The following is a 13367-nucleotide window of genomic DNA, read 5'->3' as shown; positions in this document are numbered from 1 at the left end:
GAGCATTTTAATTGTTAATAAGATACCTAAAAAGATAATAGGTTGCGTAAATTTACATTACTTTTGTGTTGTTTCGCAATTTTTATGAAAAAAATTAACATTTTTAATCTTCATAATAGTACCGAGTTTAAAAAAATGGCGCTTGAAATATTTCAATTTCAAGCCAAAAATAATGTGGTTTATAAGGAGTTTATAAGCCATTTACACATTGATATCCATAGCATTAAAAAAATTGAGGAGATTCCTTTTTTACCAATTCAATTCTTTAAATCACACCCTGTTTTATCTTCAAATGAAGTTGCTCAATGTCTATTTTTAAGTAGTGGAACTACTGGAAATGAGCAAAGTAAACATTTTGTTACCGACTTAACCGTCTACGAAGAAAGTTTCACTAAATGCTTTGAGCATTTTTATGGCCCTATTGAAGAGTTTACTGTTTTGGCATTGTTACCTTCTTATTTGGAACGTGAAGGTTCCTCGTTGATTTATATGGTAAATGATTTTATGCAGAAGTCAAAAAAAGAAAAAAGCGGCTTTTATTTAAATAATTTAGAAGAATTGGCTCAGAATTTAGTCGAATTGGATAATAAAAACCAAAAAATACTGCTAATTGGCGTTTCCTTTGCTTTGTTGGATTTGGTAGAGAAACACAAATTTAAGCTAAAGAACACAATTGTTATGGAAACCGGTGGCATGAAAGGCAGAAGAAAAGAACTGATTAGGGAAGAATTGCACCAAATGTTGCGTGAAGGTTTTGGAGTTTCCAATATTCATTCGGAATATGGAATGACCGAATTGTTGAGTCAGGCCTATTCAAAAGGAAAAGGAATTTTTGAATACCCGCCTTGGATGAAAATTCTAACTCGTGATACCGAAGATGCTTTAACTATTTTGCCCGAAGGAAAATCAGGAGGAATCAATGTTATTGATTTGGCAAATATCAATTCCTGTTCGTTTATTGCTACCCAAGATTTAGGAAAAACCTATGCCAAGGGAACATTTGAAGTTCTGGGCAGGTTTGACAATTCGGATATCAGAGGCTGCAATTTAATGGTAATGTCATGAAAAACGACTCCTTTTTCGGGAGTCGCCATTCAATATAATATTTGTGACAATTTATTTATATCACTTTCAACAAAAAATAACTTTTTTTACCGCGTTGCAGTAACACAAATTTATTTGCAATCAAATCATTTGGAGTGATCACAAAATCTTCTTTCACTTTTTCTTTGTTTACGGAAATTGAATTTTCACTTAGAGCTCTGCGCACTTCACCATTTGATTTTAAGAAGCCATAATCTGCAAAAGCAGCAATTATTCCCAATCCATTTTCAATAATGGATCTGGCAATTTCTGCTAGAGGAACGCCTTCAAAAACATCTAAAAACGTTTGTTCATCCAATGTTTTTAAATCTTCCGCTGTAGAATTTCCAAATAAAATACTTGACGCTTTAATGGCGTTTTCATAAGCTTCATTTCCATGCGTCATTATGGTCACTTCTTCCCCGATTTTCTTTTGAAGAATTCGCAAATGAGGTGCTTTTTTATGTTCTGCAATTAAAGTTTCAATGGTTTCTTTGTTTAGAAATGTAAAAATTTTAATATAATTTTCAGCATCTTCATCAGAACAATTTAGCCAATATTGGTAATATTTATAAGGTGATGTTCTGTTGGCATCTAACCAAATGTTTCCGCCTGCAGTTTTACCAAATTTTGACCCGTCGGCTTTGGTAATTAATTTGCACGTTATAGCATAGGCTTTTCCTTGCGATTTTCTTCTGATTAATTCCGTTCCCGTGGTAATATTCCCCCATTGGTCTGACCCTCCCATTTGAAGTTTACAGTCTTTTTCTTTGTATAAATGGTAGAAATCGTATCCTTGAAACAATTGGTAGGTAAATTCTGTAAAACTCATTCCCGTTTGTGAATCGGAATCGAGGCGTTTTTTTACTGAATCTTTTGCCATCATATAGTTTACAGTAATATGTTTTCCAATATCACGTACAAATTCAATTAATGAAATCTCTTTCATCCAATCGTAATTGTTCACCAATTGGGCAGCGTTTTCCGTAGTGCTGTCAAAATTTAAAAAACGTGCCAATTGTGCTTTTACGCCGGCAACATTTTTAGCCAAATTTTCTTCATCCAACAAGTTGCGTTCTTCCGATTTTCCAGAAGGATCACCCACCATTCCTGTGGCACCACCCACCAAAGCGATTGGATTGTGACCCGCATGTTGAAAATGCATCAACAAAATAATTGGCACCAAACTTCCAATATGCAATGAATCGGCTGTTGGGTCAAATCCAATATATCCAGTTGTTTTATTTTTTAATAAATATTCTTCAGTTTCGGGCATAATATCATGTAACATGCCTCTCCAACGCAGTTCTTCAACAAAATTCATCATCAAATTTTTTAATTTCAGCAAAGATAAAATTTTACTTGTTAGTTATTGCTTTTTAGAATTGGTTTTTTAAAACGATGTTTTGCGTGATAGAAACAAACATTTTTTATACTTTCGTTTTATGATTTTAGTAACGGGAGGGACAGGTTTGGTGGGTTCGCATTTATTGTATCAGCTTTCTTTGGAAAATGATGCGATAAAAGCGATTCATAGAAAAAACAGCGATTTACTTGCCGTAAAAAATGTATTTCGGTATTTTTCTGATGATTATGAGACCCTTTTTCAGAAAATTGAATGGATAGAGGCCGATATTACCGATATTATTTCTTTGGAAGAAGCTTTTAAAAATGTAACGGAAGTTTATCATTCGGCAGCATTGGTTTCCTTTAATTCAAAAGACTATCAGACAATGTCCGAAATTAATATTCAAGGCACTTCAAATATTGTTAATTTTTGTATTGCGAACATCATCAAAAAATTATGTTTTGTAAGTTCTATCGCCGCCATTGAAAAATCAGTTGGCAATAAATTCATGAGTGAAGCAGACGAATGGAATATGGAGAAAGTCAGCTATGGCTATGCATTGACAAAATATGGTGCAGAGATGGAAGTCTGGCGTGCTTCACAAGAAGGTATTCCGGTTGTAATTGTGAATCCTGGAGTTATTTTGGGTGCCGGATTTTGGCATCAAGGATCGGGAGCGGCATTTTCAAAAATTTATAAGGGATTTCCTTTTTATACGGAAGGCATTACCGGTTTTGTTTCAGCAAACGATGTGGTAAAAGCAATGATATTGCTTATGAAAAGTGACATTGTGAATGAGCGTTATATTTTAGTGTCTGAAAACATTAGTTTTAAAGAGGTGTTTTATCAAATAGCGAAGAATTTAGGAAAGGAGCCACCTTCCATAAAAGTCACAAAATTAATGAGTTCTATTGGCTGGAGGTTGGAAAAATTGAAGTTTATTTTTACTAATAACCCACCAACGCTTACCAAACATGCAGCCAAATCTATCCGCGAAAAAAGCTATTATTCTTCAGAAAAAATACAAAAGGAATTAAATTTTAATTTTGAATCCATATCCGAAACACTAAAAAGGGTTTGCGAACTTTACATAAAGAAGTTTAAATAAACACTTGTTTTAAGGAATCAATTTTACGTCGATTTTTAGGTGCATTTTTAAAATTTCCCCGGATGTCTTTTATAGGGTCTCTTTTTAAAGAATCCTGTAATTTAATTTCATCGTCTATTCCTTTTTTCAATGCCTTCAGTCGTGCATCAACCTTTTTTAAGATTTCCTCATGGTCATCAATGCGCGAGGTATAGTAATAATTACTTTCTTTAAAACGCGTACTGTCTATTCCATATTTTTCAAAAACCAATGGAAAATAATTTACATTACGTTCAAGATTGTTGTTTTTAATATTTTCAGCACCTGATGCGATAAGCATATCGGTCAGCAAATCCACCATTTGATTTTTAGGTATTAAATGGTCGGGTTTTTTAATAATGGTATTGCTGGTACAACCAATAAAAAAAATACCTAAAAAAATGATGTAACTAATTTTTTTCATTTGATCTATTAAACAATAATCTTTTACCTTTATGGCTATCATTAAATTTACCGTTTTTATATACTAAATGGCCATTTACAAAGGTATGTGTAATTTTTGAGTAAAAGGTGGTTCCTTCAAAAGGAGACCAACCACATTTATACAAAATATTGTCTTTGGTAACAGTCCAGGGAGAAGAAATATCAATTAAAACTAAATCTGCGTAATATCCTTTTTTAATAAATCCTCTTTTTTCAATTTTGAAAATTTTTGCCGGATTGTGGCACATCTTTTCAATTATCTTTTCGATTGAAATCTTTTCTTGTTTAAACATTTTTAACATCGCCGGCAATGCATGTTGTACCATTGGTCCGCCACTTGGTGCTTTTGTATAAACCTGTTCTTTTTCTTCTATTGTGTGTGGTGCGTGATCTGTTGCAATAACATCAATTCTGTCCTCAAGCAATGCTTTCAATAACCCTTCTTTGTCGTGGGCTGTTTTTATTGCAGGATTCCATTTTATGAAATTTCCTTTACTTTCATAATCACTTTCATCAAACCATAAGTGATGAACACAAACTTCGGCCGTAATTTGTTTTTTTTCTACTGGTCCTTTATGGGAAAAAAGTTCAGTTTCCTTTGCTGTTGATAAATGAAAAACATGCAATCGTGCACCCGTTTTTTTTGCCAGTTTAATTGCTTTGGAAGATGAGATATAACAAGCCTCCTCACTTCTTATTTTTGGATGAAATTTTACGGGAATATCATCTCCATATTCTTTCAGACAGGTGTCTAAATTAGTTTTTATGGTAGCTTCATCTTCACAATGAACAGCAATAAGCATTTTTGTGGAAGAAAATATTTTTTCCAATACTTTTTCGTCATTAACCAGCATATTTCCTGTTGAAGAGCCTAAGAACAATTTAATTCCGGCAACATTTGCCGGATTTGTTTTTAACAATTCCTCTAAATTATCATTTGTGCCGCCAAACATAAATGAATAGTTTGCATAAGATGTTTTGGATGCAATTTCAAATTTTTGTTCCAGCAATTCCTGCGTGGTGGCTTGCGGCACCGTATTCGGCATTTCTATAAATGAAGTTATGCCTCCTGCGATGGCGGCTTTACTTTCAGATTCAATAGTTGCTTTATGGGTTAGTCCCGGTTCGCGAAAATGAACTTGGTCATCTATTAGTCCGGGAATTAAATATTTTCCTTCAGCATCAATAACGGTTGTGTCTGCTGATTTAGAGCTAATTGAGGTGTCTATGTCCACAATAAATTCCCCATCAATAAGCACATCACCGTCAAATATTTTTCCTTCGTTTACAATACGGGCATTTTTAATTAGCACTAAACTCATAGTTCTTTTTATTTTATTTTGGCTATCTTTCTAAGCGCATTTTTATGACACCAAAAACGGCTTCAGAAATTATTGAACCACTCATTTTTGATGTTCCTTTTTTTCGGTCGGTAAAAATAATGGAAACTTCCTTATGTTTGAATTTTTTTTTCCAAGCTTTAAATTTCATTTCAATCTGAAACGCATAACCCACGAACTTTATTTTATCCAATTCAATATTTTCCAATACTTTACGTTGATAGCATACAAAACCTGCGGTTGTGTCATAAATGGGTATTTGAGTAATCAATCTTACGTATTTAGAGGCAAAATAGGATAAAAACAAACGTTTGAAATCCCAATTAATTACGTTAATTTTATTATTTAAATACCTTGAACCTATTGAAAAATCAGCTCCATCTTCAGCACAAGCGTTATACAATTTAATTAAATCATTTGGATTGTGTGAAAAATCAGCATCCATTTCAATGATATAATCATAATTTTTAGAAATCGCCCACTTAAATCCATGAATATAAGCAGTTCCCAAACCGCTTTTTTCTTTTCTGATTTCTAAAAATAAATTTGAAAATTCTTGTTGTAAATTAGTGACAATATCTCCTGTTCCATCGGGAGAACTGTCATCAACAACCAATATGTCGAATTGTTTTTCCTGTGAAAATACAGCCCTTATTACTGCCTCAATATTTTCTTTTTCATTAAAAGTTGGTACTATAACAAGCGTATTCGACATAAAATATAATTACGAGACAAAGGTAAAACAAATTATCACTAATTTTGCGTTTAAATAATAACATACTTAATGTTTGAGGCAAAAGAAATAATACACCAAAACAACCATTGGATTTCACTTGTTTTTTTAGCAATTCTTATTTTTTTGACACTGGTAAAAGTTTTTTATAAAGACAGGTTGCTTCATACAGCCACGTTATTTATCTCCAATAAATACCTTTTAATTTATTTTGGTAAAGAAAAAAACGATATCATAAATTTATTTCAATTTTTACTGTTTATTATTCAGCTTCTGGCGCTTTCCCTTTTGTTTTATTATGCAAATTATTTATGGCATTTTTCTTCCAAGTTCGACGACCTAAACGGTTATTTATTGTTGGTTGGTGGTGTGGGTTTGTATTTCTCTTTAAGGTATTTTATGGGATTGTTTTTAGCTGAAATATTCAACATAAAAAACAAATACAATAGAATTGTTTATGACAAGGTTAGTTATTTTAACAACTTGATATTGTGGATTTTGCCGTTTTTAGTGCTTAGCGCATATACCGCTATTTATAAAGAATTATTTTTTAAAATCACCTTGTTAGTACTCGCTATTTTGTTAATTTTACGTTACAGCCTAGTCCTTGGAAATAATAAAAAGCTCATAACTAATAACTTATTTTATTTTATTTTGTATCTTTGCGCTCTTGAAATAGTGCCTTTGGCAATTATTTTAAAATTAACAATTTAAAACAAAATTGACGTTTATGAAAGTGAAAACAATTTTGGTTTCTCAACCAACTCCAAAAACAGAAAGCTCTCCTTATTTAGAATTATCGGAAAAACAAAAAGTTAAAATCGACTTTAGGTCCTTTATTCATGTTGAAGGTGTTTCTGCGAAAGAGGTAAGAGCTCAAAAAATTGATTTTAAAAATTATACTGCAATTATTTTGACCAGCAGAAATGCGGTTGATCACTTTTTTAGAATTGCTGAAGAAATGAGATTTACAGTGCCCGATGATATGAAATATTTTTGTGAATCTGAAGCAGTTGCCTATTATTTGCAAAAGTATGTGGTATATCGCAAACGAAAAATTTATGTTGGTGAACGTACCTTTGCCGATTTGGCGAAAATTATAAAAAAATATAAGGACGAAAAGTTTTTATTGCCAAGTTCCGATAAACTAAAAGATATAGTGCCTCAAACTTTAAATGAAATGAGTGTAAATTGGGAGCGTGGTATTTTTTACAGAACAGTGATAAGCGACTTATCTGATTTAGAGAGTGTGTTTTATGATATTTTGGTCTTTTTTAGTCCGTCAGGAATTGATTCTTTATTTCAAAATTTCCCTGATTTCAAACAAAACGAAACACGTATTGCCGTGTTTGGCAATTCAACCATAAAAGCGGCAACGGATGCAGGCTTAAAATGCAATATTCTGGCACCAAGTTCTGAATCACCTTCAATGACAATGGCTTTGGAAAAGTACATTATTGAAGTCAACAAAAAGCAACAATGCGATAAATAGCATAAAAAAACCCGAGTTTAACTCGGGTTTTTTTATGAAAATAAGTTGGCAAATACATCCTCTACTTTTGTGACTTTAACCACCTTTATTTTGTGGCTTGTGCTGCTAATTTTATTAAATTTTGAAATAAATATTTTGTGAAATCCGAGTTTTTCAGCTTCCATAATACGCTGTTCCACACGATTTACCGGACGAATTTCACCTGTTAGGCCAATTTCGGCGGCAAAACAAAAATCCTGTGCAATAGGAACATCTTCATTTGAGGATAAAATGGCACATATCACAGCCAAATCAATAGCTGGATCATCAACTTTTATGCCTCCGGCAATATTCAAAAACACATCTTTTGCGCCTAATCTGAATCCGGCCCTTTTTTCTAAAACAGCCAGAAGCATGTTTAAACGTTTAGTGTCATAGCCAGTTGCAGAGCGCTGTGGTGTACCATAAACTGCCGTGCTTACCAATGCCTGAACTTCAATCATTAAAGGTCGCATTCCTTCTAAAGTTGCGGCAATTGTGGTGCCACTTAAATCTTCTTCTTTTTGTGAAATTAAAATTTCGGAAGGGTTTTCTACTTCACGCAACCCAAAAGATTGCATTTCATAAATGCCGATTTCTGCCGTGGAGCCAAAGCGGTTTTTTTGTGCGCGTACTATTCTATATGCATGATTTCTGTCGCCTTCAAATTGGAGTACAACATCTACCATGTGCTCTAAAACTTTTGGGCCTGCAATATTGCCGTCTTTCGTGATATGCCCAATTAAAAGTACCGGAGTAGCAGTTTCTTTGGCAAATTTAATGAGCTCGGCTGTCGTTTCCCTGATTTGTGAAATTGATCCTGGAGAAGCATCAAGATATTCGGTATATAAAGTTTGGATGGAGTCAATGACAACAACTTCAGGATGTATTTCTTCAATGGCCCTAAAAATGTTTTGTGTATTTGTTTCGGTTAAAATTAAACAATTGGCGTTTGAATTTTGAAGGCGTTCAGCACGCATTTTAATTTGGGACTGGCTTTCTTCACCAGAAACATACAATACTTTTTTTTGCATTGTTAGCGCGATTTGCAAGAGCAATGTAGATTTCCCAATTCCGGGTTCGCCACCTAACAACAACATAGAACCTTTTACCAAACCACCACCCAAAACCCTGTCGAGTTCGTTATTTTTGGTTGAAATTCGGTCTTCCTTATCTAGAGAAATATCGTTAATTTTTAAGGCTTTATTGGCTTTTTTTGGGGAGGTGGATTGTTTCCAATTCCTTTTTTCTTCAGCCTGAATCACTTCTTCAACAATGGTGTTCCACTCGTTGCAAGATGTGCATTGTCCAAGCCATTTTGCATATTGGGCGCCGCAATTCTGACAAAAAAATAAAGTTTTGGTTTTGGCCATTTTAAGTATTTATTGAAGAAGTAAATATAGGAAGAATAACGCGTTATTTTATAATTAAATAGCGTTTGAAGTTGAAAGTTAAAATTATTTATTTTTCATTATTAATTCAATTTGTGTTAGGTATTAAACGGCGTGTTTGAGCTCTTTTTTAGTTGTTTTTCGCAACTAAAAAAAGCGAGGAGTGAAAGCCCGACCGCTTTTTCAGCGGTAACACCCAAAATATAAGAATCATTTTAAAGATTTATTGGTGTCGTAATCTATTGTAAATTGGAATTAACAAAAAGGAGAGTCCGCCAAATACAATGACCATTAGAGTTTGGGCTGTCCACATAATCCACCCAAAAGCGCGAGCAGGATTGTCTTCAATATTGTATAAAATAAGCGCACTGGCAACAAAAACAGGATATGTCCCCAAACCGCCGTTTGTTAGCGCCATACTAAAACCGCCAACAACAAAAGCTACAATTATTGCAGCAAAAGGAAGGTTGGTTGTTTCCGGCAAAGCAAAAGTTACAGCATAAAACATAAGCACATACATCAACCAAATAAAAACGGTATGAAAAATAAACTCCCATTTCTTTTTCATGGTAATAATGCTCTTTATACCGTCAATTAATCCTTTTATAAATGTAAATATTTTCATTATAAATGGATGCGTGGATTTTTTAAGTATACGATAGGTTATAAATCCGGCCAACGGAATGACCACTAAAAAAATAATTTTTAAATAAAGGTTGCCTTCCTCATCTTCTTTAAAAAGGTAGCTGCCCATTAATTCGGTTTGTAAAAAAAAGGCGACTCCTGTAATTGATAACAGCATAATTACATCGGCAACGCGTTCAGCAACAATGGTTCCTATTGCTTTTTCAAAAGGAATTTTTTCATATTTTTTGATGCTGGCAGCTCGCGCTATTTCTCCTGAACGGGGAATAAATAAGTTAAGTAAATAAGCGATTAACACGGTCATTACACAATTCAAATATGTGGGTTTGTAACCTAAAGGCTCCAATAAAAACCGCCAGCGGTAGGCTCTTGACAAATGACTTAAAACACCAAAAAGCAAGGACACCGCCACCCACCAATAATTTGCAGTTTTAAATGATGTTTCAATGGATTGCATGTCGGCGGGCGCTAATTTTGAAATGGAGTACCAAATTAAAAAAACTCCCAAGGCTATTGGGAGTGTTATAAAACTTATTTTTTTTAATTTGTTGATCAATTTATGTTAACGTATTGTCATTTTCGTTAGGAAAAATTAACGTTGGTTTGAATAATTTTGCTTTTTCAAAATCCATGATGCCATAAGAAATAATAATAATAATATCGCCTTTGGCGACTTTTCTTGCAGCAGGGCCGTTTAACGTAATTTCCCCGCTTTTTCTTGGGCCCTGGATTACATATGTTTCAAGGCGTTCGCCATTATTAATGTTTACAATTTGAACTTTTTCTCCCTGAATAATATTAGCGGCATTCATTAAATCCTCATCAATAGTTATGCTGCCGATATAATTTAAATCGGCACCTGTAACTTTAACCCTGTGAATTTTCGATTTTACGACTTGTATTTGCATGGTGCAAAATTAATGTTTTTGAATTAAATTGTTAATATTTATAAACTAATATTATCTATTAGCCTAACTTTTCCAGCAAAAACAGCTATAAATGCTCGATATTTTTTTGTTATATTTTTTGTTTCAACTGGTAAAAGGGTGTCTTCATCAGCAATTTCGAAATATTCTAAGTTGAATAATGGGTGATTTTTAAATTCACTTTCAACCCATTTCACCACCTCTAAAGCATTTTTTGTGCCAAATTCAGCTTTAGCTTTTTTTAGCGTTTTATATATGAATGGCGCTGATGCTCTTTGTTCTTTTGTAAGCCTTATATTTCTGGAACTCATAGCCAAACCGTCTTTTTCTCTGTGAATGGGGCAGGCAATAACTTTTACGGGAAGATTTCTTTTTTCAACCATTTTGCGAATGATTTGAATTTGCTGAAAATCTTTTTCTCCAAAATAGGCTTTATGTGGCTCTACTATTTCAAACAAACGCTCCACAATTGTACCCACGCCGTTAAAATGTCCTTCTCTAAATTTTCCCTCCATTTGAAATTCTAATCCGTCAAAATCAAAAGATTGCGATTGAATGTCATTAGCATAAATTTCTTCAGGAGTTGGGGTAAAAACGATGTCGCAGTTACTAGATTTTAGCATCGATAAATCTTTATCAATTGTTTTTGGATAATTTATTAGATCATCTGCATTGTCAAACTGCGTTGGGTTTACAAAAATGCTCACTACCACAATATCATTCTCTTTTTTCGCCTTTTCAACAAGCGATAAATGACCTTCATGAAGAGCTCCCATAGTGGGCACAAATCCAATAGTAGTAACGTTTTTGAGCGATTCTATTTTTTGTTGTACCGATATTATTTTAGCAAAAACCAACATAACGTATTTGTTAATAAACGTTAAAAGCGTGCAAACTTACATTTTTCAAGCTAAATTCTACATTAATTTTCGTAATTTTGCATATATTTTAAAAAAAAGAGTTGGTTTTATGAAAGATAAGAGAGTATTGATTGTTTCTTCTGAAGTTGTTCCTTATTTGCCTGAAAATGAATTGTCAACGACCTCCTTTGAAACAGCTAAAATGATCCATAGCAAGGGAGGGCAAACACGAATTTTTATGCCTCGGTTCGGATTAATAAATGAAAGAAGACATCAACTCCATGAAGTTATTCGTTTGTCCGGTATGAACTTGGTAATCAATGATATGGATATGCCTTTAATTATTAAAGTCGCTTCAATTCCGAAGGAGAGAATGCAAGTTTATTTCATTGATAACGATGAATATTTCAAAAGAAAGGCACTTTTTTCTGATGAGGATAATAATTTGTTTGAGGATAACGATGAACGCGCTATATTTTTTGTAAAAGGGGTTGTGGAAACAGTTAAAAAATTAAATTGGTCACCTGATATTATTCACGTTAATGGTTGGATGGCCTCACTTTTACCCTTATATATTAAAGAATATTATAAAGACGACCCCTTATTTTCAAACAGTAAGATAGTGACTTCGCTATACAACACTGGTTATGAGGGCTCGCTAAATGATAAGTTTTTTGAAAAGATTAAGTTTGATAATATTGATGAATCTAAAATGAAGACCATCTCTAATCCAACCTACACAAATCTTTTGATCAATGCCATTGAAAATTCTGATGCAGTTATAAAAGCAAGCGAACAACTTCCAAATGATTTGTTGGAATATTTAAAAACTTGTGAAAAACCCGTATTGGATTATTTTCCAATCAGTGAATTTGACAGTGCCTACACTAATTTTTACCTTAACAAAGTTTTATCATAAAATCCTAAATTTATATGTCAATTAAAGTTGTAAATGCTTTAAAATACTCAGGGCTATTCTCAATAGTATTTTTTACAATAATATCATGCGAAAAGGAAATTGAAAGTATTGGAGTTAACCTGGTTAACAATAATAATTTTTCCACAAATAAAGATACTTCAGAGGTTATAACTTCTAATGAAAACATTACAAATGTTCCGGCCAGCGGAGTTGCTCAATATTTGTTAGGGGCTTACTCCGATAATGAATTTGGAACTTTAAAAGCGTCTGTTGTGTCGCAATTGTCTCTTCCAGCAAATGGTGATGCTTATAATTATGGAACCAATTATGCAATTGATTCCGTTTTGGTGTCCATTCCTTATCAAGCTACAAAAGAAGAAAACCTAGCCGACGGAAAACCAAAATTCTCAATTGACTCTGTTTTTGGAAATGCCGATGTCGAATTTCAGTTGGGTATTTATGAATTAAAAACGTTTCTAAACACCTTAGATCCTGCAGATCCTTCAAAGGCTGCTATTTATTATTCTGATAAAGAATTCCAAAAAGGGGATGCTCCGTTTTATTTGGGAAATTTCAAAGTCAATCCAAATGATACCGTATCATATATTAAAAGATATATGCCTGATGGTATTACGGGCTATGATATTGACACCATCAAACAAGCAGATTTAAGTCCAAGTATTAGAATTCCATTAAATGAAAGTGTAATTCAACAACTTTTTGTTGACAATGCCGCCGGTGCTGAGTTTCAGTCTCTTGATAATTTTCAGCATTATTTTAGAGGTTTGTATATTGAAGCAGAAGCATTGACTTCCAATAAATCTCATTTGATTTCGTTAGATTTGACGAATGCGAAAATGACCATTTATTATTCAAATGATGAAGATGAGGGTACAGATATAACTGATGCAGGTTTGGATTTAAATGGGAATGACATAAAAGGAGAAGGAGTTGTTAGAGTTAAGCATGAATATGCTTTCCCGTTTGGTCCCATAAAATCCAATGTTTTAAAAAGAGATTATACGGTTTCACATCAAAGTGG

At 33.3% G+C, this 13367-nt stretch carries 14 protein-coding genes; 6 read left to right on the top strand and 8 right to left on the bottom strand.

The annotated features are described in order from the left end of the window. Positions 1 to 84: 84 nt before the first annotated feature. Positions 85 to 1065 (top strand): acyl transferase, encoded by a 981-nt coding sequence (locus ABY285_RS01755; RefSeq protein ID WP_372766392.1) that lies wholly within the window; start codon positions 85 to 87, stop codon positions 1063 to 1065. A gap of 55 nt (positions 1066 to 1120) precedes the next feature. Here the strand turns inward: ABY285_RS01755 and tyrS are convergent, their stop codons facing one another. Beyond that, the gene (gene tyrS / locus ABY285_RS01750) at positions 1121 to 2410 is read right to left on the bottom strand and encodes a tyrosine--tRNA ligase (RefSeq protein WP_372766390.1); all 1290 of its coding nucleotides are present in this window, start codon (positions 2408 to 2410) and stop codon (positions 1121 to 1123) included. 118 nt (positions 2411 to 2528) lie between these two features. Here tyrS and ABY285_RS01745 point away from each other — a divergent pair, with 118 nt between their 5' ends. Next, complete coding sequence (locus ABY285_RS01745) at positions 2529 to 3539, top strand: SDR family oxidoreductase (protein WP_372766388.1); 1011 nt, start codon at positions 2529 to 2531, stop codon at positions 3537 to 3539. Here the strand turns inward: ABY285_RS01745 and ABY285_RS01740 are convergent. The 3 genes from ABY285_RS01740 to ABY285_RS01730 are packed head-to-tail and all read right to left on the bottom strand — an operon-like array spanning position 3532 to position 6056. Further along, positions 3532 to 3981, bottom strand: coding sequence for a DUF4296 domain-containing protein (locus ABY285_RS01740; protein ID WP_372766386.1), 450 nt, complete (start codon positions 3979 to 3981; stop codon positions 3532 to 3534). The genes ABY285_RS01745 and ABY285_RS01740 overlap by 8 nt on opposite strands. Next, the gene (locus tag ABY285_RS01735) at positions 3968 to 5323 is read right to left on the bottom strand and encodes a dihydroorotase (protein ID WP_372766384.1); all 1356 of its coding nucleotides are present in this window, start codon (positions 5321 to 5323) and stop codon (positions 3968 to 3970) included. Before ABY285_RS01735 ends, ABY285_RS01740 begins: the two co-directional genes overlap by 14 nt. A gap of 22 nt (positions 5324 to 5345) precedes the next feature. Then, positions 5346 to 6056 carry a polyprenol monophosphomannose synthase gene (locus ABY285_RS01730; RefSeq protein WP_372766382.1) on the bottom strand — a complete coding sequence of 237 codons (711 nt, stop codon included), beginning with the start codon at positions 6054 to 6056 and terminating at the stop codon, positions 5346 to 5348. A 69-nt stretch (positions 6057 to 6125) separates the two neighbouring features. Here ABY285_RS01730 and ABY285_RS01725 point away from each other — a divergent pair, with 69 nt between their 5' ends. Continuing rightward, complete coding sequence (locus tag ABY285_RS01725) at positions 6126 to 6788, top strand: DUF4271 domain-containing protein (protein ID WP_372766380.1); 663 nt, start codon at positions 6126 to 6128, stop codon at positions 6786 to 6788. 16 nt (positions 6789 to 6804) lie between these two features. Further along, positions 6805 to 7566, top strand: coding sequence for a uroporphyrinogen-III synthase (locus ABY285_RS01720; RefSeq protein WP_372766378.1), 762 nt, complete (start codon positions 6805 to 6807; stop codon positions 7564 to 7566). 32 nt (positions 7567 to 7598) lie between these two features. Here the strand turns inward: ABY285_RS01720 and radA are convergent, their stop codons facing one another. The 4 genes from radA to panC all read right to left on the bottom strand — a co-directional run bounded on the left by radA (position 7599) and on the right by panC (position 11406). Next, entirely contained in the window at positions 7599 to 8957 is a 1359-nt protein-coding gene (gene radA, locus ABY285_RS01715) for a DNA repair protein RadA (RefSeq protein ID WP_372766376.1), read from the bottom strand. 241 nt (positions 8958 to 9198) lie between these two features. Continuing rightward, positions 9199 to 10128, bottom strand: a complete 930-nt coding sequence (locus ABY285_RS01710) for a YbhN family protein (protein WP_372766374.1) — start codon at positions 10126 to 10128, stop codon at positions 9199 to 9201. A 49-nt stretch (positions 10129 to 10177) separates the two neighbouring features. Further along, positions 10178 to 10528: an aspartate 1-decarboxylase gene (panD, locus tag ABY285_RS01705; protein WP_372766372.1), complete on the bottom strand. Its 351-nt coding sequence runs from the start codon at positions 10526 to 10528 to the stop codon at positions 10178 to 10180. A gap of 38 nt (positions 10529 to 10566) precedes the next feature. After that, the gene (gene panC / locus ABY285_RS01700; RefSeq protein ID WP_372766370.1) at positions 10567 to 11406 is read right to left on the bottom strand and encodes a pantoate--beta-alanine ligase; all 840 of its coding nucleotides are present in this window, start codon (positions 11404 to 11406) and stop codon (positions 10567 to 10569) included. Positions 11407 to 11515: 109 nt separating this feature from the next. Between panC and ABY285_RS01695 the strand changes: the two genes are divergently transcribed. Continuing rightward, positions 11516 to 12325: a glycogen/starch synthase gene (locus ABY285_RS01695; RefSeq protein ID WP_372766368.1), complete on the top strand. Its 810-nt coding sequence runs from the start codon at positions 11516 to 11518 to the stop codon at positions 12323 to 12325. Between the two features lie 14 nt (positions 12326 to 12339). After that, a partial coding sequence (locus ABY285_RS01690) for a DUF4270 family protein (RefSeq protein WP_372766366.1) occupies positions 12340 to 13367 on the top strand: 1028 nt, incomplete at its 3' end.

It is taken from the genome of Lutibacter sp. (assembly GCF_041555395.1).
In the GTDB taxonomy this organism is placed as follows: domain Bacteria; phylum Bacteroidota; class Bacteroidia; order Flavobacteriales; family Flavobacteriaceae; genus Lutibacter.
This window is presented reverse-complemented; position numbering and strand designations above follow the sequence as displayed.